The sequence below is a fragment of the Nitratireductor sp. PBL-C9 genome (assembly GCF_050877045.1).
GTDB classification, from domain to species: Bacteria; Pseudomonadota; Alphaproteobacteria; order Rhizobiales; family Rhizobiaceae; genus Nitratireductor; species Nitratireductor aquimarinus.
In genome coordinates, this window is record NZ_JBPAXW010000002.1 from 132733 (window position 1) to 154987 (window position 22255).

Annotated in this window: 22 protein-coding genes; 12 read left to right on the forward strand and 10 right to left on the reverse strand. The window is 63.4% G+C overall.

What is annotated here, in order from left to right; genetic code table 11:
* Positions 1–38: 38 nt before the first annotated feature.
* A complete protein-coding gene (locus ACRTG1_RS04575; protein WP_206994381.1) occupies positions 39–3398 on the reverse strand; it encodes a hybrid sensor histidine kinase/response regulator in 3360 nt (1119 codons plus the stop codon).
* A 264-nt stretch (positions 3399–3662) separates the two neighbouring features.
* Between ACRTG1_RS04575 and ACRTG1_RS04580 the strand changes: the two genes are divergently transcribed.
* From ACRTG1_RS04580 to ACRTG1_RS04615, 8 genes are all read left to right on the forward strand, one after another.
* Positions 3663–5321, forward strand: a complete 1659-nt coding sequence (locus tag ACRTG1_RS04580; protein ID WP_206548739.1) for an ABC transporter substrate-binding protein — start codon at positions 3663–3665, stop codon at positions 5319–5321.
* 164 nt (positions 5322–5485) lie between these two features.
* Entirely contained in the window at positions 5486–6463 is a 978-nt protein-coding gene (locus ACRTG1_RS04585) for an ABC transporter permease (RefSeq protein ID WP_113153898.1), read from the forward strand.
* A complete protein-coding gene (locus tag ACRTG1_RS04590) occupies positions 6463–7371 on the forward strand; it encodes an ABC transporter permease (protein ID WP_065817299.1) in 909 nt (302 codons plus the stop codon). Before ACRTG1_RS04585 ends, ACRTG1_RS04590 begins: the two co-directional genes overlap by 1 nt.
* Positions 7368–8177 carry an ABC transporter ATP-binding protein gene (locus tag ACRTG1_RS04595; protein WP_432515813.1) on the forward strand — a complete coding sequence of 270 codons (810 nt, stop codon included), beginning with the start codon at positions 7368–7370 and terminating at the stop codon, positions 8175–8177. Before ACRTG1_RS04590 ends, ACRTG1_RS04595 begins: the two co-directional genes overlap by 4 nt.
* The gene (locus tag ACRTG1_RS04600) at positions 8174–9103 is read left to right on the forward strand and encodes an ABC transporter ATP-binding protein (RefSeq protein WP_432515814.1); all 930 of its coding nucleotides are present in this window, start codon (positions 8174–8176) and stop codon (positions 9101–9103) included. Before ACRTG1_RS04595 ends, ACRTG1_RS04600 begins: the two co-directional genes overlap by 4 nt.
* Positions 9096–9551, forward strand: coding sequence for a GNAT family N-acetyltransferase (locus ACRTG1_RS04605; RefSeq protein ID WP_206548737.1), 456 nt, complete (start codon positions 9096–9098; stop codon positions 9549–9551). The genes ACRTG1_RS04600 and ACRTG1_RS04605 overlap by 8 nt, the downstream gene beginning before the upstream one ends.
* Before the next feature lie 129 nt (positions 9552–9680).
* Positions 9681–11012 carry a histidinol dehydrogenase gene (hisD, locus tag ACRTG1_RS04610; protein WP_113156135.1) on the forward strand — a complete coding sequence of 444 codons (1332 nt, stop codon included), beginning with the start codon at positions 9681–9683 and terminating at the stop codon, positions 11010–11012.
* A 90-nt stretch (positions 11013–11102) separates the two neighbouring features.
* Positions 11103–11642: an AAA family ATPase gene (locus ACRTG1_RS04615; RefSeq protein WP_283800317.1), complete on the forward strand. Its 540-nt coding sequence runs from the start codon at positions 11103–11105 to the stop codon at positions 11640–11642.
* A 7-nt stretch (positions 11643–11649) separates the two neighbouring features.
* On the opposite strand, the gene ACRTG1_RS04620 is transcribed toward ACRTG1_RS04615, so the two are convergent.
* From ACRTG1_RS04620 to ACRTG1_RS04630, 3 genes are all read right to left on the reverse strand, one after another.
* A complete protein-coding gene (locus tag ACRTG1_RS04620) occupies positions 11650–12021 on the reverse strand; it encodes a hypothetical protein (protein WP_206544423.1) in 372 nt (123 codons plus the stop codon).
* Between the two features lie 83 nt (positions 12022–12104).
* Complete coding sequence (locus ACRTG1_RS04625; RefSeq protein ID WP_206544424.1) at positions 12105–12878, reverse strand: SDR family NAD(P)-dependent oxidoreductase; 774 nt, start codon at positions 12876–12878, stop codon at positions 12105–12107.
* 52 nt (positions 12879–12930) lie between these two features.
* Positions 12931–13422 (reverse strand): DUF1269 domain-containing protein, encoded by a 492-nt coding sequence (locus ACRTG1_RS04630; RefSeq protein WP_432515815.1) that lies wholly within the window; start codon positions 13420–13422, stop codon positions 12931–12933.
* A 130-nt stretch (positions 13423–13552) separates the two neighbouring features.
* Between ACRTG1_RS04630 and ACRTG1_RS04635 the strand changes: the two genes are divergently transcribed.
* Positions 13553–14449 (forward strand): LysR family transcriptional regulator, encoded by an 897-nt coding sequence (locus ACRTG1_RS04635; RefSeq protein ID WP_432515816.1) that lies wholly within the window; start codon positions 13553–13555, stop codon positions 14447–14449.
* On the opposite strand, the gene ACRTG1_RS04640 is transcribed toward ACRTG1_RS04635, so the two are convergent.
* Genes ACRTG1_RS04640 through ACRTG1_RS04650 form a run of 3 tightly spaced genes read right to left on the reverse strand, consistent with a single transcriptional unit; the run spans position 14446 to position 16524 of the window.
* Positions 14446–14841, reverse strand: a complete 396-nt coding sequence (locus tag ACRTG1_RS04640) for a Fur family transcriptional regulator (RefSeq protein ID WP_206544427.1) — start codon at positions 14839–14841, stop codon at positions 14446–14448. The genes ACRTG1_RS04635 and ACRTG1_RS04640 overlap by 4 nt on opposite strands.
* Positions 14838–15659: a zinc ABC transporter permease subunit ZnuB gene (gene znuB / locus ACRTG1_RS04645; RefSeq protein ID WP_432515817.1), complete on the reverse strand. Its 822-nt coding sequence runs from the start codon at positions 15657–15659 to the stop codon at positions 14838–14840. Before znuB ends, ACRTG1_RS04640 begins: the two co-directional genes overlap by 4 nt.
* Positions 15649–16524: an ATP-binding cassette domain-containing protein gene (locus tag ACRTG1_RS04650; protein ID WP_206544429.1), complete on the reverse strand. Its 876-nt coding sequence runs from the start codon at positions 16522–16524 to the stop codon at positions 15649–15651. Before ACRTG1_RS04650 ends, znuB begins: the two co-directional genes overlap by 11 nt.
* Before the next feature lie 140 nt (positions 16525–16664).
* On the opposite strand from ACRTG1_RS04650, the gene znuA reads away from it, so the two are divergent.
* On the forward strand, positions 16665–17651 hold the full coding sequence (gene znuA / locus ACRTG1_RS04655) for a zinc ABC transporter substrate-binding protein ZnuA (RefSeq protein ID WP_432515818.1): 987 nt from the start codon (positions 16665–16667) through the stop codon (positions 17649–17651).
* A gap of 230 nt (positions 17652–17881) precedes the next feature.
* Positions 17882–19105, forward strand: coding sequence for a zinc metallochaperone AztD (gene aztD / locus ACRTG1_RS04660; RefSeq protein WP_432515819.1), 1224 nt, complete (start codon positions 17882–17884; stop codon positions 19103–19105).
* Positions 19106–19197: 92 nt separating this feature from the next.
* On the opposite strand, the gene ACRTG1_RS04665 is transcribed toward aztD, so the two are convergent.
* Complete coding sequence (locus ACRTG1_RS04665; RefSeq protein WP_206544432.1) at positions 19198–19395, reverse strand: CsbD family protein; 198 nt, start codon at positions 19393–19395, stop codon at positions 19198–19200.
* Between the two features lie 164 nt (positions 19396–19559).
* Here ACRTG1_RS04665 and ACRTG1_RS04670 point away from each other — a divergent pair, with 164 nt between their 5' ends.
* The gene (locus tag ACRTG1_RS04670; RefSeq protein ID WP_432515820.1) at positions 19560–20930 is read left to right on the forward strand and encodes a cytochrome P450; all 1371 of its coding nucleotides are present in this window, start codon (positions 19560–19562) and stop codon (positions 20928–20930) included.
* A 20-nt stretch (positions 20931–20950) separates the two neighbouring features.
* Here ACRTG1_RS04670 and ACRTG1_RS04675 read toward each other — a convergent pair whose 3' ends face one another.
* Together ACRTG1_RS04675 and rsmI are read right to left on the reverse strand one after the other, a co-directional pair.
* A complete protein-coding gene (locus tag ACRTG1_RS04675; protein ID WP_113153913.1) occupies positions 20951–21316 on the reverse strand; it encodes a YraN family protein in 366 nt (121 codons plus the stop codon).
* The gene (gene rsmI, locus ACRTG1_RS04680; protein ID WP_432515821.1) at positions 21306–22214 is read right to left on the reverse strand and encodes a 16S rRNA (cytidine(1402)-2'-O)-methyltransferase; all 909 of its coding nucleotides are present in this window, start codon (positions 22212–22214) and stop codon (positions 21306–21308) included. The genes ACRTG1_RS04675 and rsmI overlap by 11 nt, the downstream gene beginning before the upstream one ends.
* Between the last annotated feature and the right edge of the window lie 41 nt (positions 22215–22255).

Sequence of the window (22255 nt, forward strand, 5' to 3'; positions counted from 1 at the left end):
TGTTCCTCCCGAAAAAAGAATGCGTGGATTGATGGATTTCAGAGATCGGCGGCGGTGGGCTGGTCCTGCCGCTGCCGGGGTGAGTTGGCGATCCGCAGATGCTCGCGCAGGCGCGCGAGATCGGCGGCGAGTTTCTGCGCTTCGGCCTGCCGGTCGGCAGCCTCCGCGCGGGCAAGGGTGAACTCGGCCGAGCGCACCACATCGCGCCAGCGCGGGTTGAGAGGCAGCGTTTCGATCAGCAGATATTTGTCGAGCGTGCGGGTCTGCAGCGATGTCTTGTCGAGGCTGACGCGCCAGATGCCGCTCTCCTCGGCAAATTCGATCCGCTCCTTGCCGGTCACGTCGCGCCACAGGTTGAGGCTGCCCGTCATCACCTGAACGATGAGGGCACGATAGGCTTCATCCGATGCCGGGCCCGGCTCGGCCTGCGCTTCGCCGGCCATTACCGGCAGCGCGCTGTCGATGGCTCCGCGCACCGAAACGAGCAGGTTCTCGGCCTCCAGCGAGGCGTCGCTCAGAACGAGCGCCATACCCGCGCCCGCTTCGGGCTCCAGCTCGAACGCATTGATGGTGAATTCGCGTCCGCCCAGATGCAGCGTGGCGCTGCTTTCGCCATCCACCCGGCACTGGCTGTCGAGCAGCGCGGCCATGTCCGACGGCAGCAGGAGAGACAGGGGCGTGGCGCGGTCGAGCGGGCGACCGAAGATCGTCTCCGCAGCCCGGTTGGCATAGGTGATGATCGTCTTGTCGTTGACGCAGACAAGACCGGCTTCCAGCGCGTCGAGCAGGCGCGCCATGCGGCGCTGCGACAGGCGCAATGCGTCTTCGACCTGGATGCGGCGATCCACCTCGTCGCGCAGTTCCTGATTTTCCTCCGCACGGCTGCGGGCGCGCGAGGCGTCGATCAGGGTGGAGATGCGCGTCAGAAGCTCATCCTTGACGAAGGGCTTCACCACATAGTCGTTCGCACCCGCCTCGAAGCCGGCGATCATGTCGCGCGTGCGGCTGCGCGCCGTCACCATGATGATGGGCAGGTCGATCAGCGAGAACTGGCGGCGCAGCCTGCGCGCCACTTCGAGGCCCGAGAGATCGTCCATCATTACGTCGAGGATGAGAAGGTCGGGCTTGTGTTCCAGAACGGCCTCGATGCCGTCGCGGCCATTGTCGGCGCAGATGACGCGATAGCCCTGCGGCAGGAGCACGTTGCGCAGAACCTGTAAATTGATCGGCTCGTCATCCACCACAACGATGGTCTGCGCATTGGCGTCGCCGCGCTCGGAGACGGAGGTTTCGAAGGCATCGAGCGCGTTGATGGTCTGGTGCAGGCCGCCGGGATATTTCCCGCGCGCCTGTTCTGCGGCATCGGCGCTGGCGGCGGGTAGCTGCAACACGAAGCGCGAGCCCTTGCCCGGCTCGCTGGTCGCGGTCAGCGTGCCGCCAAGCAGGGCTGCAAGATTGCGCGCGATGGCGAGGCCGAGGCCGGTCCCGCTCTTCTTCTGCGTGACGTCGCCGGATTCGGCCTGTTCGAGCGGCTGGAAGATGCGTTCCAGATTCTCGGGCGAGATGCCGCGTCCGGTGTCTTCCACGGCGACGGAGACGGTCGCGCTGTCGCCTTCGCCCTCGTGCCATGCGGTGACGTGGATGTGCCCGTCATCGACATATTTGATGGCGTTGCCGATGAGATTGTAGAGGATCTGCTCAAAGCGCACCGGGTCGGCGATCACCGGCGGCGTCACATCGGGAATGTCCACCCTGAGGCTCACCGGCTCGCCGGAAAGCAGCGGCTCTGACAGGAGCAGAACCTGGCGCACGCTGGTGGCCACATCGACGCCCTGAATGTCGAGCCGCATGCGGCCCTGACGGATGCGGTAGAGGTCGAGCAAATCGTCCACGAGGCGCGACAGGCGGCGCGCCGAGAAGGTGATGAGCTGAAGCTGGTTGCGTTGTGTCGGTGCGATGTCGCCGGCCGCACCCGCAGCCAGTGTTTCGGAGATGCCGATAATGCCGTTGAGCGGTGTTCTCAGCTCATGCGAGGTGTTTGCGAGGAACTGGTCCTTCATGCGGTCGGCCTGTTCCAGCTCCGCATTCTTCTCGCCGATCTCGCGGATATGCACTTCCAGTTCGCGGTTCTTCTGGCTGATGAGCTGAAGCTGATCGCGCAGCGCATCGCGCATGCGGGCGACGGAATGGGAGAGCCTCGCGAATTCCGTCGGCTTGTCGAATTTCGGCAGGCTCATGTCCAACGCGCCATCGGCCACGGCCTCTGCCGCATCGGTGACGGATTTCAGGGGGCGGGTCTGCGAGCGGGCGAGATAGTAGGACAGAAGCAGGATCAGCGGCAGCGCGAGTGCGGCCAGCGCCAGGATGAGGTTGCGCAGTCTGGTGCTCGCCGCGAAGGCCGATGCGGCGTCTGCATCGACGGCGAAGAGCCAGGTGGCGTCGGGCAGGAGAAGATGCGTCCATGCCGAAAGGACGGGTGCGCCGAGCAGTCCCGTTTCGAGCATCGTCACACCGCTTTTCGCTTCCATCTCCTCCGGCACGCTGGCGCTCACGCCGGTCTTGAGGGCAGGGGCCGAAGAGGCGATGACGGCGCCGCGCGACGAGATGAGGCTGAGCGTGCCGTTGACGCCTTCATGCCCACCCAGAAGGGCGGCAAGCTTGCTGGCGGGTAGGCGCAGAATGGCCGCGCCGCTGGCGCGTTGATAAAGGCTCACGCGAACGGCGAAATAGGCGGCGAATTCGCCGGTGCGCGGATCGCGCGCAAAATCGTAAAACACGATGTGCCGGTCGTCGGGCGCGGAGCGCAGCTCCATCAGCGCGCTGGAAAGCGTTGAATCGCCTTTGGTCAGGAGGCTGCCCAGATAATCGTCCTTGAAGACGGAGTAGACGACCCGCCCGCGCGCATTGACGAGATAGACATTGTCGAACTCGGAGCTTTCAACAAAGGTCAGATATTCTTCGTGAAACTGGCTGTGCGCATTGGCGTAGGCGAGGGCTTCGCGCAGGAGCCGGTCATGGCTGGGCGCTTCGGCCCGCGCCGGCTCGTTCGGCCCGACCTCGAACAGGCTGCGCAGCTCTTCCGCCGCCTGCTCCTCATCGGGCGCCATCTGGCTCATCGCGTAGCTGAAACCGTAAAAATCGCCAATCGAGTAGCGCGCTATATTGGTCTGGGCGAGGCTTTCGGCCTGCCGCTTGGCGAAAGACACATATTGTGTCAGTTCACTGGTCTTGGCATCGCGCGCAAAGGCGATCTTCTCGAAGGTTTCGCGTGCAATGTTTGCGTTGACGAGGGAGTAGAAGGCGGCAGCGCTGATCGCCAGCGGCACGATCGATACCGCAAGCAAGACCAATAAGAGCCGCGCCTGGAAACCGGCCGGTAAAATCCTGCGCCAATTCATGTAATCCTCCCGAGACGGCAAAAAGCACGCCTTTCAATGAATACGCTAGCGAAAGCCGAAGGCTCCGCCAAGACCGCGAGCCACGCCCGAAGGCGAATGCAACGAAACTGACGAAATTTACGAAATAGACGGTGGCATTAGATTGGTCCTATCTACCAGAATGACTGGACTGTTCTTGCCGGCGCGTGTCGCGCCAGGGTGGAGCCTTTGGCGGAGCAGTAGAAGAGGGCGGACGGTCCGCCCGGACTCTTGAGGGAGGAAAGCATGAAACATTCGTTGACGGCCGGGCTGGTCCTTGCCGCCGGTATTCTGCAGATGCAAGCGGCCGCGGCTGAATCCGTTCTCACGGCCCTGCCGATCCAGCGCACGGCGTGGATTGAAAACTACAATCCCTTCAACCAGTCCTCGCGACTGCCTTCGGTCAACGACTTCATCTACGAGCCGCTGATCATCTTCAATACCCTGAAAGGCGGTGAGCCGAATTATCGGCTGGCGACGGGTTATGAATTCTCCGAAGATCTTAAGACGCTGACAGTCACCCTGCGCGACGGCGTGACCTGGTCCGATGGCGAGCCCTTCACGGCCGATGACGTGGTGTTCAGCCTCAATCTGGTGAAGGAGAACAAGCCGCTCGACATCTATGGTCATGGCAAGCTCGTCGATACGGTCGAGGCTGTGGACGACAAGACCGTCCGCTTCCAGCTGAGCGATGCCAATTCCGGCGCGATCTACTCCATCGTCCGTCTGGCGATCGTGCCCGAGCATGTCTGGTCAAGTGTCGAAGACCCGGTGACCTTCACCAACCCGAACCCGGTCGGCACCGGCCCGCTGACGGAGATCCGCCGCTTCACGCCGCAGGAATACATCCAGTGCCGCAATGAAAAATACTGGGATGCGGAGACCCTCAAGGTCGACTGCATGCGCTTCCCGCAGATCGCCACAAACGATCAGGCGCTGGCGGCTGCCGCCCGTGGCGAACTGGACTGGATGGGCTCGTTCCTGCCAGACATCGAAAAGACCTTTGTCGGCAAGGATCCCGAGAACCACAAATACTGGTTCCCGGCCGGCTCGCTCGTCATGTTCAACGTGAACATGGAATCGAAGAACGAAGGCAACCGCGAAGCGTTCAGCGACGTGGATTTCCGTCGCGCCGTTTCCATGTCGCTTGACCGTGAAGCCATGGTCGACATTGCCGGTTACGGCTATCCGACCATCAACCAGTATCCGTCCGGTCTCGGCCAGGCCTACCACTCCTGGAACAACCCGGAAGTGGATGCCGAGTATGGCAAGTTCACCCGCTATGATGTCGAGGGCGCCAAGGCGCTTCTGGCCGAGGCGGGCTACAAGGACACCGATGGCGACGGCAATCTGGAAACGCCGAGCGGCAAGAAGATCTCGTTCAACATCATCGTGCCGAATGGCTGGACCGACTGGATCAACACGGTGCAGCTGGCGGTGGAAGGTCTGACGGCGATCGGCATCGAGGCCCAGGTGGCCACGCCCGAGCATGCGGTCTGGTCGGAAAGCCTGATCAACGGCAATTACGACATGGCCATGAACGCCTACTTCACCGGTGTCACGCCGCATTACCAGTATGATCTGGGCCTGCATTCGCAGAACCAGGGCAAGACCCGCTTCGGCGCGACGCGTTACTACAATGAAGAACTCGATGGGCTGCTGGACTCCTTCTTCCAGACCGTTGATGCGGAGAAGCAGCGCGCGATCATGAACGACATCCAGATGGAAGTCGGTCGTGACATGCCGTTCATCGCCGTGTTCAACAACCCGCTCTGGTACCAGTACAACACCAAGCGCTTCACGGGCTTCTTCAGCGCCGAGAATCCTCAGGCCAAGCCCGTCGTTCACGACGAGACGCCGGAGCGTCTCCTTCACCTGCTCTCCCTGCGTCCGGTCGAAGATTGATCCGATCCTCGATCTGACTGCATCCTCCCCCCTTCTCCCCGTTCGCGGGGAGAAGGGTTCCACGGAGGGGAAAACCGGGAGCTGACGCGGGGCCTTCGCCCCGCCTTCAGAAAAGACGCCGTGGCCTTCGGGCCGCCTGACGGCGCACAGAGCAGGGGGACACCATGCGCTTCATTCTGCGCCGGCTGGCGTTCTATCTCGTTGCCTTTCTGGTGGCGGCCACATTCAATTTCCTCATACCGCGGCTGATGCCGGGCAATCCGGCAGACGTCATGCTGGCCCAGGCCCAGGGCACCATTCCGCCCGAGGCGCGCGAGGCGCTGATGGAGACATTCGGCTTCATCAACGAACCCCTGTATCTGCAATATCTCAAATATCTGGGCTCGATCTTCACCTGGGATTTCGGCCTTTCCGTCAAATACTACCCGACGCCGGTGTTCGATCTGCTTGCCCGCGCGCTGCCGTGGACACTGTTCCTCACCGGAACGGCGACGCTTCTGGCCTATGCGCTCGGCACGCTGTTCGGCATTCGCGCCGCGTGGCGGCGTGGCAGCGGGTTCGACAGTTTCATGTCCCCGCTGGCGCTGGCGCTGCAGTCCATCCCGCCGGTGGTGATCGCGATCACGGCGATGTTCCTCTTCTCCGTCTCGCTCAACTGGCTGCCGGCCGGCTATGCATTCGACCCTTCGCTTGAGCCGTCGCTCAGCGGGCCGTTCCTGTCCTCCGTGTTCTTTCACGCGCTGATGCCGGTCCTGTCGCTCAGCATCGTTCTGGTGGGCGGTTACCTCATCACCATGCGCAACAACATGATCGGGCAACTCGGCGAGGATTACGTGCATCTGGCGGAGGCGAAGGGGCTTTCGGATGCCCGCGTGCGCTACAATTATGCGGCGCGCAACGCCTTCCTGCCGTCCATCACCGCCTTTGCGATCAGCCTTGGCTCGGTGTTCGGCGGCTCGCTCATCACCGAGGTGGTGTTCAACTATCCGGGGCTTGGAAACCTGCTCTACATGGGGGTGATAGCCCGCGATTTCCCGCTCATTCAGGGCCAGCTTCTCATCATGACGCTCGCCATGCTGAGCGCAAACTTTGCCGTCGACATCGCCTATGTGGCGCTCGACCCGCGCTTGAGGAGGGCGTGATGCTCAATCTCCTGAAGATCTTCGTGCGCAACCGCAAGGCAGCCTTTGGCGTCTTCATCGTCGTGTTCTACGTGGTGGTGGCGCTGGCCGCGCCGCTCATCACCGACCACGATCCCAACAAGCGCGTGAGCCGTCCGCATCAGCCGCCGAGCGCGGAATATGTGATGGGCACCACCCGCATGGGCCGCGATGTCTACACCCAGCTCGTGTGGGGTACGCGCACTTCGCTCATGGTCGGCATTCTGGCCGGGCTCATCGTCACGCTGATCGGCACCGTGGTGGGCCTGACCGCCGCCTATTATGGCGGCGCGACGGACGAGACGCTCAATTTCGCAACCAATGTGGTGCTGGTGCTGCCGCAATTGCCGCTGCTTCTGGTGCTGGCGGCGTTTCTCGGGCAGGTGGGGCCGCTCTCCATCGCCATCATCATCGGCCTGACATCATGGGCGTGGGGCGCGCGCGTGACACGCGCACAGGCCATGACGCTGAAGAACCGAGAGTTCATTCAGGCTTCCCAACTCATCGGCGAGCCGGTCTGGCGCATGATCCTGGTGGAAATGCTGCCGAACCTCCTGTCGATCATCGGTTTCAACTTCATCGGCAGCGTGATCTTCACCATCATCACCCAGGCCACGCTGGAGTTCCTCGGGCTCGGCGATCCGCTCTCCGTCTCGTGGGGCACGATGCTCTACAACGCCAAGAACGCCTCGGCGATTACCGTGGGCGCATGGTGGGAGATGGCTGCACCCTGCGTCGCCATCGTCATCATCGGCGTGGGCCTGTCGCTGCTCAATTTCGGCGTTGACGAGATTTCCAATCCGCGGCTGCGCACGTTGGGCGCCATCGGCAAGGCCATGAAGCTGCAGAAGAAGCTCGACCGCGCGCGTCTTGCGGAGAAGGAGGCATGAGCATGGAGACCGCAAAGCCACTTCTTTCGGTGCAGAATCTGTGCGTCGACTACCTGACGCCGAATGGCACGTTCCGCGCCGTGCGCAATGTCTCGCTCGACATCGGGCAGAACGAGATCCTCGGGCTTGCCGGCGAAAGCGGGTGTGGCAAGAGCACCATCGCCTTCTCGATCATGCGGCTCCACCGGCCGCCGGCCTTCATCAGCGATGGCAAGATCCTGTTCGAGGGTGAGGATGTTCTCGCCTTTTCGCGCCGCCGGCTCGAGGCCTGGCGGTGGAGCGGGGCGTCCATGGTGTTCCAGAGCGCGATGAACTCGCTCAACCCGGTGCTGACGGTTTTCGAGCAGTTCCGCGACATGCTCGCCCGTCACGAGACGATGGGGCGCGACGCCGCCCGCGTGAAAGCCGGTGAAATGTTGGCCATGGTGGGCATCCCCGAAGACCGGCTCGATTCATTCCCGCACCAGCTTTCCGGCGGCATGCGCCAGCGCGTGGTGCTCGCCATGGCGCTGACGCTCAAGCCGCGCCTCGTGGTCATGGATGAGCCCACCACCGCGCTCGATGTGGTGGTGCAGCGCGAGATCCTGCAGGAGATCGTGGCGCTCCGCAAAACGCTCGGCTTCTCGGTGCTTTTCATCACGCATGATCTGGCGCTGATGGCGCAGTTCGCCGACCGCATCGCGATCATGCTGGAAGGGCGCATCGTGGAGCAGGGCGAGGCGCGCAGCCTGGTGGCCGATCCGCAGCACGAATATACGCGCAAGCTCTGGGCAGCCATGCCGCGCATTGAGGGAGCAGCCGCATGAACGCCCCGCTTCTGTCGCTTGAAGGCGTATCCAAGACCTTCCATGTGCGCCCGGTTCTGGGCGCGGTGCGCCGCGTGGATGCGCTGCGCAATGTCACCTTCTCCATCGAGCCGGGCAAGGCGCTGGCGCTGGTCGGCGAAAGCGGGTCGGGCAAGAGCACCTGCGGGCGCGCCGTGATCCGCCATTTCGAGCCGAGCGCCGGCACCGTCCGGTTTCGCGGCGAGAACATTTTTGAGAACCGCACCCGCAGCGGAGACCGCGCCTATCTGCGCGCGGTGCAGATGGTGTTTCAGGACCCGTTCTCCTCGCTCAACCCCACCCACACGATCCGTCACCATCTCGAACGCCCGCTGCGGCTGCATGGCGGGACGGCGGATCTCGAAGCAAGGCTCAGGCAGACGCTGGCCGATGTGGAGCTTGATCCCGACACCACGCTTGAGAAGTTCCCGCACCAGCTTTCCGGTGGTCAGCGCCAGCGTGTCAGTTTTGCCCGTGCGCTTGCGGTGGGCGCGGAGCTGATCGTTGCCGACGAACCCACCTCCATGCTCGATGTGTCGATCCGCAAATCGGTGCTCGACCTGATGCGGCGGCTGAAGGAGGAGCGCAACATCGCCTTCCTCTACATCACGCACGATATCGCGACCGCTCACTACATCGCAGAGGAAACGGCGGTGATGTATGCCGGGCAGGTGATGGAGCGCGGCCCGTCCGATGCGGTCATCCGCAATCCGCGCCATCCCTATTCGCGCCTTCTCATTTCTGCCGTGCCCGATCCGGCGAAGCGTTTCGATGACGCCGATGGCGACGGGCTCGCCTTCACCCGGCAAGCGGAGGCCGTGCGGGCAAGTGCGGCGCGTCCCATCTCGGGTTATCGTGAAGTTGCGCCAGACCATTTCGTTGCCTATTCGGATGCAGACCATGACTGATATGCTCGTGCCCCTCTACAAGCTCCCGCCGGCCAGACCCGTGGCCGAGGGCATTGTCATTCGCCGCGCCATCGGGCCGGAAATGCATGTCGTGTGCGATTTCGCCGAGAAGCATTTCAGCCGCAACTGGGCCAGCGAATGCGCCGTGGCCATGGCGGCGCAGCCGGCCAATGTTCTGGTCGCGGTGGAAAACGGAAAGCTTCTGGGCTTTGCCTGCTACGACGCCACGGCGAAGGGCTTCTTCGGCCCGACCGGCGTTGACGAGGCCGCGCGCGGGCGCGGCGTCGGGGCGGCGCTGCTCATGGCCACGCTTCAGGCGATGCGCGATGCGGGCTATGTCTATGGCGTGATCGGCAGCGCCGGGCCGATCGAATTCTACAAGAGCCAGTGCGGCGCAATCGAGATTCCCGATTCCACCCCCGGCATCTATGGCGACATGCTGCGCTGAGCGGTTGGCGCTGCGGCATGAGGTCGTGGCCGGTCAATCTTGCCGATTTGATTGGTCCTGACCCTATGCCTCGCCCGAAAATGATTTATACGTGGCGCCGAAACGCATCCTTTGAACTGGTGGGTGAAAATGTCGAACCGCGTTGCCTGGCACGAACTGTCGAAACTGTCTGCTGAAGAGCGCAAGACGCTCCTCACACGAACGGAAGACGATCTCACCCATTTTCTGGAGAATGTCGCGCCCATCATCGAGGCGGTGCGCAAGGAAGGCGATGTGGCGCTGGCCCGCTTCGCGCGCATGTTCGACAAGGCCCAGGTCGAGCCGGACGCGATCGCTGCGACGGAAGAGGATTTCGACGCCGCCTTCAAGACGCTTGATCCGGAGATGATCGAGACGCTGGAATTCTGCGCCGACAACATTCGCCGTTTCCACGAGGCGCAGCGCCCGCAGGAAATGTGGATGAAGGAAATCCGCCCCGGCGTTCTGGTGGGCGAGCGCGCCACGCCCATTGACAGCGTTGCGCTCTATTCGCCGCGCGGCAAGGGCACCTTCCCCTCCATGACGCTCATGACGGCGATCCCGGCCGTGGTGGCCGGCGTGCCGATGCCCATCGTGCTCACCCCGCCCGGACCGGACGGCAAGGTGGATGCGGCGACGCTGGTTGCCGCGCGCATTGCCGGCGTGAAACACGTCTACAAGGCCGGTGGCGGTCAGGCCGTTGCTGCTGCCGCATTCGGCACGGACACGGTGCCGCGCTGCGCCAAGTTCGAAGGCCCCGGCAGCCCGTGGATCGCCGCTGCCAAGCGGCTGCTTCAGGGGCAGATCGCCTCGCGGCTTCCCGCCGGCCCGACCGAGAGCATCGTGCTTGCCGATGAGAGCGCCGATCCCGAGATCGCGGCGCTCGACCTGCTGGTCGAGGCCGAACACGGCAGCGACAGCTCCAACTTCTTCGTCACCTGGTCGCGCGAGGTTGCAGAAAAGGTGCGCGATGCGCTGCCGAAATACTGGGCGGAGATGAGCGCCGAGCGCGTGCGCTACTCCTCCGATGTTCTGGGCGGCACAAGCGGCGGCATCGTTCTGGCGGACACGCCGGAAGAGGCGTTCGCCTTCGTCAACGATTACGCGCCGGAGCACCTTCAGATCCTGTCCAAGACGCCGTTCGAATATCTGTCGCACGTGCGCAATGCGTCGGAAATCCTGCTGGGCGAATATGCGGCGGGGTCCATGGCCAATTACGCGATGGGGCCGAACGCCGTTCTGCCGACGTCGGGCATGGCGCGGGCGCATTCGCCGCTCGGCGTGCACGACTTCATGAAGACCTCGTCCATCGGTCACGTGACCGCACAGGGCTATGCCGAGTTTGCGCCTCATACGCTGCGCTTTGCCCGCTATGAGGGCTTCGATGCGCATGGCAACGCCGTTACGCGGCTGCGCAACAACCACGTCGAAAAAGGCGAGTAGGCAAGTGCGGGAACAATGACGGGCGCGCCGGGTTCCGGTGCGTCCTTCGCTCATCGCGCTTCCTTGCCTCGCGGCCAATGGGTGTCCCACATGCTGCCCCTGTCTTCGCTTGGAGAGCGCATAGCGATCCTCGGTCCGTCCAATGCGGGCAAGTCGACGCTGGCCGTCGCCCTTTCTGAAAAACTTGGCGTGCCGCCGGTTCATCTCGATCAGTTGCAGCACCTGCCAAACACCGACTGGCAGCCGCGACCGGAGGCCGAGTTCGCGGCACTGCACGATGCGGCCATTCTTGAAGATGGCTGGGTGATGGAAGGCAATTACTCGCGCCTGATGCCGCAGCGTCTGGCGCGGGCAACCGGCGTCATTCTGGTCACGTCCAGCCCGTGGCTGCGCATTGCGCGCTATTTCAGACGCACGCTCGCCAACCGGTCTGATCGCGCGGGACATCTGGAAGGCGCGCAGGACAGTGTGAAGTGGGCGATGATCCACTGGATCCTCGTGAAGACCCGCAACAGCGACGCCAAATATGCCGAGGTCGTGCGCGGCTCCGGTCTGCCCGCCGTCGAGTGCCACACGGCGGGTGCGCTCAATGCGCTTTACAAGGACTGGGATCTACCGGCACCGCGCTAGGCATGCTTCACGCAGCGAACCGTTTTGCGCCCAGCAGGAAGATGACGCCCATCGCCAGATCCACCGCGCTCATGGCGACACCGGCAAACGCGACTTCACCAAGAGACCAGGCGGCTGTCATGAGGCCGAAGAACACGATCTTGCTGACACCGAAGATCACAAGCACCGGTGTGTGAAGCGTCGTCGCGCGGGCCTGCCAAAGGCCGACAAGGGCAAACAGCAGAATGTTCGTCGCGATGAAGCCTGAATACAGGAAGGGCACATCCGTGGGCAGCGCCGCCATGCCGCCGAACCGTGCGGGGAACATGAATGTGGCAAAGCCCATGAGATTGTAGAAAAACGTGAAGAACAGCGTGTTGCGCAGAAAGCGTTCAGACATTGCGTGGGTCCGGTTCCGGGGCGAAGGATAAGCGCCGGTGAAAGACGCGGGGGCAGGTTTTTTGTCTTTCACCGGCGGCAGGATCAGGAGGCCATCAGGGTGAGAAAGTTGGGCTGGCCGTTCGATGCGGTCAGGCCGCCATCGACCGGCAGAATGACGCCGGTGATGAAGCTTGCCTGATCGCTGGCGAGAAAGGCCACCGCGTTTGCGACCTCGAAGGGCTCGACGATCCGGCCCATGGGGATGCGATCCGCAAAGGCCTCCAGCGCGCCGCGCTTGCCTTTCAGGCCGTTGACCAGGCGCGTGTTCGCCGTAGCAGGGGCCACTGCGTTGACGCGCACGCCTTCCGGCCCGAGTTCCAGCGCCATGCCCTGCGTCATCAGCGTCACGGCACCCTTCGAGGCGTTGTAGCCATACATGCCCCAGTCGGCGCGCATGCCCGAAACGGACGACATGTTGACGATGTTGCCTCCCGACCGGCGCAGGGCGGGAAGGGCTGCAAGAGAGACGTGACGCAGGCCGCTGACATTGATGGCCAGCATGGCTTCGAAATCGTCGTCGCTCAGCGTGTCCACCGTGCCCGGATTGGCCACGCCGGCATTGTTGACGAGAACGTCGATGCGCCCGAAGCGCGTTAGGGTTTCGGCTATCAGGCGTTCTGCTTCCGCCTTCACGGAGATATCCGCAGCGACGGCCATGGCCCGTTCCGGGCCGAGTTTTGCGACCATATCATCAAGGTTGGACTGTTCGCGGCCGTTGACGACGACCGAGAAACCGTCTTCGGCAAGACGTATCGCGATGGCGCGGCCAAGGCCGGTTCCGCCACCGGTGACGATGGCAACTTTGTTGTCGGACATGATCCTGTCCTTTCAGTAGGGGGTTGGGGGGCAATAGGGTTTGAGGGCCTGGTCAGGCGGCTTCGATAAGCTTCCTGAGTTCATCTTCATCGCGGCGGGAGAGCGAGGTCGTGTGGATCCTGCCCTGGCCGCGATAGGCGCTCAGACCGTCCATCACCTTGTCGATTGTCACATCGCGGACGAGCACGAACACCATGGCTTCGTCCTTCTCCAGGCTCGCGGCGACATCGCGCATGAAGCGGTCATCGATGCCGATATCCGTGAGCTTGCCGGCCAGTGCGCCGGTGCCCGCGCCGATTACGAGGCCGGCCAGAGGGGCGAGGAAAAGGAAGCCGATGAGCGTGCCCCACCAGCCGCCGCTCAGGGCGCCGGCCCCGGTCAGGCTGACGGGCTGGTGCAGTTTGGGCTTGCCCTTCTCGTCCTTGGTCACGACGACAATGTCGTCCAGGGCAAGCAGATAATCGGACTGCATGGCAGCCAGATCCGAACGCAGGGCGAAGGCCGTTGCATCATCCTTGAAACTGATCGCGACAAGCTTGGACATCATGATCTCCTTGGTCAGACAATTTCTTCGGCAGCCTCATCGCTGCCCGTGACCTGAAGATCGGTGTTGTCATGCCAGAAAGCCAATTATCGTATTTTTGAATAGGCATAAAATATGTTATGTCTCGAACATGTCGGTCACGCATCTGAGAAGCTTCGTCGAGGTCTACCGTCAGGGTTCGGTCAGTCGGGCCGCGCATGAGCTTGGGCTCACCCAGCCAGCCGTCACCGGGCATATCGCCAGTCTTGAAGCGCAGCTTGAGCGCAAGCTTTTCACGCGCCACGCCCGTGGCGTGACGCCGACGGTCATTGCCGACGAACTTGCCAGCCGCGTCACCGGCGCCATCGATGTGGCGGAGAATGTTCTGGCGGAGGTGCGGGCGCGCTCCATGCGCGTTTCCGGCACGATCCATCTGTGCGGCCCGTCGGACATTCTGTCCGATCTCATTACCGACCGGATCAAGACCCTGATGCACAGCAATCTGGCGGTGCAGCTTCACCCCGCCGTTGATGACGAGCCACCCCGCATGCTGGTCGAGGGGCGGTCAGACTTCGCCTTTGCGGTCAAGGTGCCGGACGATCCACGGATCGAGGCTGCGCTCTATGGCCGTGAGGAACTGCTGCTGGTGGCTGCGCCTGAGGTCGTGGAGCGGATCGGGCGTGAAACGGCGCTGGCGGAAGCGCTGCAGGAGGTTCCGTTCCTCTCCTATGATCTGCAGCGCTATATGATCCGCATGTGGATCGAGCACAATCAGATGTCCATCGGCAATGCGGAAGAGGCGGTTACGACGCCCGATCTGAGAGCGCTCAGGAACTTCGTGGTTGAAGGGTTCGGATGGAGTGTTCTGCCGCGCTATCTGGTGGCCGCGCATCTGCGCTCCGGTGCGCTGGACGTGATCGCAGGGCCACGCGGCAATCCTGAAATCGCCTATTACCTGCTGTGGCTCAAAAGCGCGATGCGCAATCCCAGAACGGCAAGGGCCAAGGTGCTGCTTTTGCAGCCGCCGGGCGATGGTGAGGCTCTCTAGGCCTTAGCCACGCATGATCCGCAATTGCCGCGGATCTCTATCGTGGTCTTGGCCGGCTTGAAGCGGTGGCTTCTGGCCCAGCCGTCGAGCCGGTCCTTCACGATCTCGTCGGAAAACTCTTCCACCTTGCCGCAGGCCTCGCAGATGGCAAAGGCGATCAGTTCCTGCTCATGGCAGTTGGGGTGTGCGCAGGCGACGAAGGCGTTCAGGCTTTCCAGCCGGTGCACAAGGCCCATCTCGGTCAGCTTGTCGAGCGCACGATAGACCTGCAGCGGCGCGCGCAGGCCATCGCCGCGCAGCCGGTCGAGGATCGTGTAGGCGCTGAGAGGAGCCTCTGCGCCGGAGAGCGTTTTCATCACCAGCGCCTGGTTGCGTGTCAGGTCGGCACTCATGGCTTGGTCTCCGTTGCGCGATCGTCGGTTCCTCCCCTTGGCGACGGCATGAGGCTGACGAGAAACAGCGCCAGCGCAGCCACCACGATGGAAGGTCCGGACGGTGTATCGAATTGCAGCGACGCCGTCAGCCCACCGATGACCGAAAGTGCACCGGCAATGGCGGCCAGAACGGCCATCATCTCCGGCCCGCCGGCAAAGCGGCGGGCGGTGGCGGCGGGAATGATGAGCAGCGCGGTGATGAGCAGAATGCCCACCAGCTTCATGGCGATGGCGATGACCGCCGCCATGAGGAGCATGAAGATCAGGCGCGAGCGCTCGGGCTTCAGCCCCTCGGCCTGCGCGATGTCTGTGTTGACGGTGGCCGCCAGAAGGGGGCGCCAGAGCCAGATCAGCAGACCGAGAACGACCGCGCCGCCGCCATAGATGACGGCGATGTCGAGTTTCGAGACGGCGAGAATGTCGCCGAACAGAAAGCCCATCAGATCCACGCGCACCCACGTCATGAAGGCCACCATGACGAGGCCGAGCGCCAGTGTCGAGTGCGAGAGAATGCCGAGCAGGGCATCGGTGGAGAGCGCGCGACGCCGCTCCATGATGATGAGCGCCACCGAGGCGAGCGCGGCCACCAGAAACACGCCGACCATCAGGTTGATTTCCATGACCAGCGACAGCGCGACGCCCAGAAGTGCGGAGTGGGCCATGGTATCGCCGAAATAGGCCATGCGCCGCCACACGACGAAACAGCCAAGCGGGCCGGTTACCAGGGCGAGCCCGACACCGGCCACCAGCGCGCGGGTGAAGAAATCATCGAGCATTGTTTGCTCCCTTCGCCGGCGTGTCGCTGGCGCACGCATGGTCGTGATGGTGGTGACCATCCTCGGGATGGCAGTGCTCGGTGATGGTGCCATCGGCATGGCGCACGCGCCCGTCGGCCAGATGCGTGTGGTCGTGGTGATGGCGGTAGAGCGCCAGCGCTTCCGCCGCACGCGTGCCGAAAAGTTTGCGGTATTCGGGGCTGTCCATGACGCTTTGCGGCGCGCCGCGGCAGCACACATGGCCGTTCAGGCAGATCACCGTATCCGTGTCGGCCATGACGATGTGCAGGTCGTGCGAGATCATCAGGATGCCGCAGCCGGTGCGGTCGCGGATCTCGCGAATGAGTTCGTAAAGCGCGGCCTCGCCGGTAAAGTCGACGCCCTGAACGGGCTCGTCGAGCACCAGCAGGTCCGGCTTGCGCAGCATGGCGCGGGCCAGAAGCGCGCGCTGAAACTCGCCGCCGGAAAGGGCGGCCACCTGGCGTCCCGCCAGATGCGCCACGCCCGCTGCCGCGAGCGCTGCCTTGATCTCGGCGCTGCCGGCCGGCGCGGTCAGGGTCATCAGGCGCTCGACGGTCAGCGGCAGCGTCCAGTCGATGGCCACTTTCTGCGGTACGTAGCCGACCCTGAGACCCGGCGCGCGATGCACATGCCCCTCGTTCGGCTGGATGACGCCGATGGCCGTCTTCGCGGTGGTGCTCTTGCCCGAGCCATTGGGGCCGATCAGCGTGACGATTTCGCCGCGCCGCACCGAAAGGTCGACGCCGCGCACCAGCCAGCGCCCGCTGCGGCTCACGCCGGCATTGTGCATCTCCACCAGCATTTCACCGGCGGTTTCGGGGGAGGGGCTTTGTTTTTTCAGCATGTGATTTTTCCGACTTGTCAGCGGATATGGCACACGTTATAGCGTAACGCAAGGATGTGTAATGTCATAACATTCACCGAGGCGGTGAAGGTTGGGCTTGCATGCCATGTCCGTCCGTTCAATGCCTACAGGAGCCTTCCATGAAGTCGTTTCGCCTTTCGCTCGCCGCAGCCGCATCCTCCCTTGCGCTGTTGACGCCGGGCGCATTGACCGGAGCTTTCGCCGCCGACATGCAGGTCGTCACGTCCATCAAGCCCGTGCACTCTCTCGTGGCCGGGGTGATGGAGGGCGTAGGCGAGCCGGCGCTCATCCTGCAGGGCGCCGGTTCGCCGCATACCTATTCGATGCGCCCGTCGCAGGCGCGCATGCTGGCCAATGCGGATCTGGTGTTCTGGGTCGGGCCGGGCCTTGAAGTCTTTCTTGAAAAGCCGCTGGAAACGCTGGCCGGCGAGGCGACGCAGGTGGCGCTTTCCGACAGCGAGGGCCTGACCCTGCTCGAGATGCGCGAGGGCGGCGCGTTCGAAGCGCATTCGCATGGCGACGATCATGATGACCATGACGACCATGGCCACGAAGCGGAAGAATTCGGCCACGATCACGCCCATGATCATGGTCCCGACGCGCATCTCTGGCTTGACCCGGACAATGCGAAGATCATGGTGAGCGCCATTGCCGAGGCGCTCAGTGCGGCCGATGCGGAGAACGCATCTGCCTATGCGGCCAATGCCGCCGCACTCAACGAGCGCATCGCGGCGCTCCAGACCGAGCTTTCCGCCGAGCTGGAGCCCGTCAAAGACCGTCCCTTCATCGTGTTCCACGATGCCTATCAGTATTTCGAAAAGCAGTTCGGCCTTGCGGCAGCCGGTTCCATCACCGTCAGCCCCGAGATCATTCCCGGAGCGCAGCGTGTCGATGAAATCCGCACCAAGGTGCGTGAGCTTGATGCGGCCTGCGTCTTCGCCGAGCCCCAGTTCGAGCCGCGTCTCGTGGAGGTGGTCACCGAAGGCACTGACGCGAAATCCGGTGTGCTCGATCCGCTGGGCGCCGAGATCGAAGATGGCAAGGATCTCTATTTCGAGCTGATGCGCGGCATGGCGGCCTCGCTGAAGACCTGTCTCACGAAATAGGTTCAGGGGCATGGAGGCGATTGCTTCCAGGCCCGCTCATCCGGCCGGGTTCCGAGCCCATTACCTGCCCGGCTGGATGACGGCCCCGCGCCAAAACCCGTTTCAGTAGCCGCCCGCCTCTGGGGTGGCCATGAGTTTCCAGACTTGCCTGGGCCCGGTTCTCTACCGGGGAGAAAGCCGGCATTTGCTTGTCCAATTTTAGTAACGTTATAACAAATAGGAGAGAAACGATGCGTCCTTCCATAGTCCTTCTGCGTGCAGGGCTTTTGAGCGCGGGTGCAGCGCTCGCCGCGCTGCATCCGGCCCACGCCGATGAGCACGAGGCCTGGCGGCTGTTCGTCGCCGACCATTCCGCGCCGGAGCTTCGTGTGCTCGATGCGGAAAAGGGCGAGACGATTGAAACCTTCTCGCTCAAGTCTCCTGCGCGCGTCTACGCCACGGAGAGCAATGAGACCGTCTTTGCCGTCCAGCGTGACGCCAACACGGTGACGGCGTTCTCCAGCGGCATCCATTTCGACGATCACGGCGATCATGCCGACATGGAAGTCAGCGCTCCCAAGGCGCTCGACGGTTCCGTCGATGGCGACCGGCCGGTGCATTTCGTCTCCCATTATGGCGAGATCGCCCTTTTCTTCGATGGCGAGGGCGTGGCCCGCGTGGTTTCGGAAAAGCAGGTGCAGGACGGCAAGCCCGAATTCCGCGAGCTGAAGACCTCCGCACCGCACCATGGCGTCGTGATCCCCTATGGCGCGCACGCCATCGCGACCGTTCCCAACAGCAAGGACCCGAGCGAGCTGCCCGAGGGTGTGCAGGTGGTGGACGCCAAGGGAGAAGCCGTGGGGGATGCCGCAGCCTGCCCGGGCCTGCATGGTGAAGCCACCTCCGGCAACATCACGGCCATTGCCTGCGATACGGGCCTGCTCCTGGTTTCGGGAAGCCGCAGTGCCGCCCCGACGATCCGGCATCTCGCCTACACGAAGTCGCTGCCCGAGGATCTGAAGGTCTCGACGCTCGCCGGCGGCAAGGCGCTGCAGTACTTCCTCGGCAATTTCGGCAAGTCGAACCTCGTCCTGATCGACCCGGAAGACGAAGATGCCTTCCGCCTGATCGAACTGCCGGTGCGCGCCGTGCACTTCGTTGTAGACCCGGTGCGTCCGAAGTTCGCCTATGTCTTCACCGAGGATGGCAAGCTGAACCGCATCAATGTGCTTTCGGGCAAGATCGACAAGTCGGTTGAGCTCACGGCCGCCTATTCGATGGATGGCCACTGGTCCGATCCGCGTCCGCGCATCGCCGTCACCGGCGACGAGATCATGGTCACCGATCCGCTCAAGAGCGTTATCCGTGCGGTCGACGCAGAGACCTTCGAGAAGGCGCGCGACATTGCCGTTGAGGGCATGCCCTACAACATCTTGGCCGTCGGTGGTTCGGGCGAGCAGCACGAAAACCACTGATCCAGGATTGTGTTGGAATGAAAAAGCCCCGGCATTGCCGGGGCTTTTTGCTTTGGGGCAGGGATGTCTCAAAGCGCGGTCAGTGCGTGCGCTCAGTGGCGCGAAAGCCAGTCGTCGATCTCGCGCTCGGCTTCTTCCTGGGCTTTGCCGTAGCGTTCCTGCAGCTTTCCGGCGAGTTCCCGGCGGTTGCCGCGCACCACGTCGAGATCGTCATTGGTGAGCTTGCCCCAGTTCTGCTGGACCTTGCCCTTGAACTGTTCCCAATTGCCTTCGATCTGATTCCAATTCATGACTTATCCTTCCGCATCTCTGCGGAGTGCACTCCGGTTTGTCTTCATCGGCCTAGGTGTTTCAACAATGCGCGAGCGGAGATGAAGTTCCCGCCTTTTCATAGCCGCGCCCAAATTGAAGCGCAGCGTCGCAGGACCTAAATCAAGCGGGAAAGGAAGCGATCATGGAAAGCCAGCCCGCCCCCTTTGTGCCGCCGGCGCCCAGCCCGCGCACCAAGCCGCCCTCCACGCTCGAGATGATGCGGATCGTCTATCGCAATCCGCTCGAACTGTGGGGCGAACCTTCCTACAACGAGCCGTGGATCAACATCGAGAACACGATTGGCGGGCCGCTGGTCATCGCCAATGATCCGGGGTTGATCCGGCATGTGCTCGTTGACAATGCGAAAAACTACAAGATGGCGCGGGTGCGCCAAAAAATCCTTCGCCCGATCCTGCGCGATGGTCTTCTGACGGCGGAAGGGGCCGTGTGGCGGCGTTCGCGCAAGGCCATGGCCCCGGTCTTCACGCCGCGCCACATTGCCGGTTTCGCAAAGCCGATGCTGGAGCGCAGCCGCGCCTTCGTCGATCGCTATGAAGATGCGGCAGGGCCGGTGGATGTGTCGCGCGACATGACGCTCCTGACCTTCGACATTCTGGCGGAGACGCTTTTCTCCGGCGAAATTGCGGGCGAGCCGGGCAGTTTCGCCGAACAGGTGGATCGCCTGTTTGAAACCATGGGCCGCGTCGATCCGCTGGATCTTCTGGGCGCGCCGGACTGGCTGCCCCGCATCACGCGCCTTCTGGGGCGCAACTCGCTTACCTTCTTCCGCAACATCGTGGCCGAGACCATGGCTCTACGGAAAGAGAAGATGGCGCGCGGCAGCGATGTGCCGGAAGACTTCCTCACGCTTCTCCTGCGCGCCGAAGGGCCGGAAGGGCTGACGTGCGAGGAGATCGAGGACAACATCATCACCTTCATCGGCGCCGGTCACGAAACCACGGCGCGGGCGCTGGGTTGGACGATCTACTGTCTCGCCGAAGCCCCCTGGGAGCGCGAGAAGGTGGAAGCCGAGATCGATGCGGTGCTCTCCCGCGAGCCCGATCCGGTCAACTGGCTCGATGCCATGCCCCTGACGCGCGCCGCGTTTGAGGAGGCGTTGCGGCTTTATCCGCCTGCACCTTCGATCAACCGGGAGGCAATCGCGGAGGATCGCTACCAAGACCTGACCATCGTGAAGGGCGCGCAGGTGCTTGTCATGCCATGGACGGTGCATCGCCACCGGACGCTGTGGGACAATCCCGACGCTTTCATCCCGTCGCGCTTCCATCCGGGCAACCGGGAGACGCTCGACCGCTATCAGTATCTGCCCTTCGGCGCGGGGCCGCGCGTGTGCATCGGGGCCACTTTCGCCATGCAGGAGGCCGTCATCGCGCTCGCCATCCTGCTTTCCCGCTTCCGTTTCGACACGCTGCCGGAAACGAAGCCATGGCCGGTTCAGAAACTGACCACCCAGCCACAGGGCGGCCTGCCCATGCGCGTGAGCCGGCGCTGAGGAGGCGCTAGGGGTGAAAACTATCCCCCCTGAAACACATTCTCCACATGCACCGGCCAGCGGCGGGGGAGGATGGCGACGAGATCGAAGCGTAGCGAAAGGCGGGCGTGGTCGGGCTGGCGGCCAAGCCACAGATCGGCGGCGTGTTCGATGCGGATCTGCGCCTGATAGCCGACCGCGTCCATTGCCTGCTCCAGCGTCGGCCGCGCCTTGACCTCGACAATCGCAACCACATCGCCGCGCCGGGCGATCAGGTCTATCTCGCCGAGTTTCGTGCGGTAGCGCCGGGCCAGAATGCGGTAGCCCTTGAGGCGCAGGGCCATTGCTGCGAACCATTCGCCGCGATGGCCGAGCCTGTAGGCCTTGCGCCGCGCCTCAGCCGGCATCGCTTTCGGCCTTCAGCGCCAGAAGCCTCTGATAAAGTTCGGATTTGCGGCCGCCCGTCATGCGCGCCGCCTCGCCGGCGGCCTTGGAGGCCGACATTTCGGTGGAGAGCGACAGAAGCAGCCGGTCGACATCCTCGGCGCTGACGCTTTCCTCTTCTTGCGGCGGCTCGATGCAGACAACGACCTCGCCCTTGGGTGCGCCGGTTTCGGCATAATGTTCGGCCAGTTCGGCCAGTGTGCCGCGGCGGAACTCTTCAAAGGTCTTGGTGAGTTCCCGCGCGACGCAGGCGGAGCGGTCCGCTCCCAGTGTTGCCGCCATGCTGGCAAGGCTGTCGGCCAGCCGGCGCGGGGATTCGAAGAAGATCAGCGTGGCCGGCGTCTGGCGGAAGGTTTCGAGCCGCGTGCGGCGCTGGCCTTCCTTCACCGGCAGGAAGCCGCCGAAGAGAAAGGCGTCCGTTGGCAGGCCGGAGGCCGAAAGCGCCGTCAGAACCGCCGAGGGACCGGGAATGGGAACGACGCGCAGCCCCTTTTCGACGGCCTGATCGACAAGCCTGTAACCGGGGTCGGAGACAAGCGGCGTGCCGGCGTCGGAGATCAGCGCGACGCTCTTGCCATCCTCAATGGCGGCCAGCAGGCGGGGGCCTGCCTCGCGCGCATTGTGCTCGTGATAGGCGGTGAGGCTGTGGCTGATGCCATAGCGCGCCATCAGCACGCGCGAGACGCGGGTGTCTTCGCAGGCGACGATGTCCGCACCCGCCAGAATGTGGAGCGCGCGCAGCGTGATGTCGCCCAGATTGCCGATGGGCGTCGCCACCAGATAGAGCGCGGGCTCCAGCGGGTCGGCGCCGATACGGGCGTTGCCGACGACGAAACTTTTCTCCACGCGCGGGTTATCCATAGCTCATTGGTCCTTATTCGCTCATCTCTTTGACATGCCGA

Excerpts from the sequence above, each read along its gene's own strand:
- znuB (WP_432515817.1), bottom strand. The coding sequence starts at position 15,659 with ATGCTCGATGATTTCTTCACCCGCGCGCTGGTGGCCGGTGTCGGGCTC.
- ACRTG1_RS04635 (WP_432515816.1), top strand. The coding sequence starts at position 13,553 with ATGTCGGTCACGCATCTGAGAAGCTTCGTCGAGGTCTACCGTCAGGGT.
- ACRTG1_RS04580 (WP_206548739.1), top strand. The coding sequence starts at position 3,663 with ATGAAACATTCGTTGACGGCCGGGCTGGTCCTTGCCGCCGGTATTCTG.
- rsmI (WP_432515821.1), bottom strand. The coding sequence starts at position 22,214 with ATGGATAACCCGCGCGTGGAGAAAAGTTTCGTCGTCGGCAACGCCCGT.
- ACRTG1_RS04600 (WP_432515814.1), top strand. The coding sequence starts at position 8,174 with ATGAACGCCCCGCTTCTGTCGCTTGAAGGCGTATCCAAGACCTTCCAT.
- ACRTG1_RS04605 (WP_206548737.1), top strand. The coding sequence starts at position 9,096 with ATGACTGATATGCTCGTGCCCCTCTACAAGCTCCCGCCGGCCAGACCC.
- hisD (WP_113156135.1), top strand. The coding sequence starts at position 9,681 with ATGTCGAACCGCGTTGCCTGGCACGAACTGTCGAAACTGTCTGCTGAA.
- ACRTG1_RS04620 (WP_206544423.1), bottom strand. The coding sequence starts at position 12,021 with ATGTCTGAACGCTTTCTGCGCAACACGCTGTTCTTCACGTTTTTCTAC.
- ACRTG1_RS04650 (WP_206544429.1), bottom strand. The coding sequence starts at position 16,524 with ATGCTGAAAAAACAAAGCCCCTCCCCCGAAACCGCCGGTGAAATGCTG.
- aztD (WP_432515819.1), top strand. The coding sequence starts at position 17,882 with ATGCGTCCTTCCATAGTCCTTCTGCGTGCAGGGCTTTTGAGCGCGGGT.
- ACRTG1_RS04670 (WP_432515820.1), top strand. The coding sequence starts at position 19,560 with ATGGAAAGCCAGCCCGCCCCCTTTGTGCCGCCGGCGCCCAGCCCGCGC.
- ACRTG1_RS04585 (WP_113153898.1), top strand. The coding sequence starts at position 5,486 with ATGCGCTTCATTCTGCGCCGGCTGGCGTTCTATCTCGTTGCCTTTCTG.
- ACRTG1_RS04640 (WP_206544427.1), bottom strand. The coding sequence starts at position 14,841 with ATGAGTGCCGACCTGACACGCAACCAGGCGCTGGTGATGAAAACGCTC.
- ACRTG1_RS04595 (WP_432515813.1), top strand. The coding sequence starts at position 7,368 with ATGAGCATGGAGACCGCAAAGCCACTTCTTTCGGTGCAGAATCTGTGC.
- ACRTG1_RS04625 (WP_206544424.1), bottom strand. The coding sequence starts at position 12,878 with ATGTCCGACAACAAAGTTGCCATCGTCACCGGTGGCGGAACCGGCCTT.
- znuA (WP_432515818.1), top strand. The coding sequence starts at position 16,665 with ATGAAGTCGTTTCGCCTTTCGCTCGCCGCAGCCGCATCCTCCCTTGCG.
- ACRTG1_RS04590 (WP_065817299.1), top strand. The coding sequence starts at position 6,463 with ATGCTCAATCTCCTGAAGATCTTCGTGCGCAACCGCAAGGCAGCCTTT.
- ACRTG1_RS04665 (WP_206544432.1), bottom strand. The coding sequence starts at position 19,395 with ATGAATTGGAATCAGATCGAAGGCAATTGGGAACAGTTCAAGGGCAAG.
- ACRTG1_RS04615 (WP_283800317.1), top strand. The coding sequence starts at position 11,103 with ATGCTGCCCCTGTCTTCGCTTGGAGAGCGCATAGCGATCCTCGGTCCG.
- ACRTG1_RS04630 (WP_432515815.1), bottom strand. The coding sequence starts at position 13,422 with ATGTCCAAGCTTGTCGCGATCAGTTTCAAGGATGATGCAACGGCCTTC.
- ACRTG1_RS04675 (WP_113153913.1), bottom strand. The coding sequence starts at position 21,316 with ATGCCGGCTGAGGCGCGGCGCAAGGCCTACAGGCTCGGCCATCGCGGC.
- ACRTG1_RS04575 (WP_206994381.1), bottom strand. The coding sequence starts at position 3,398 with ATGAATTGGCGCAGGATTTTACCGGCCGGTTTCCAGGCGCGGCTCTTA.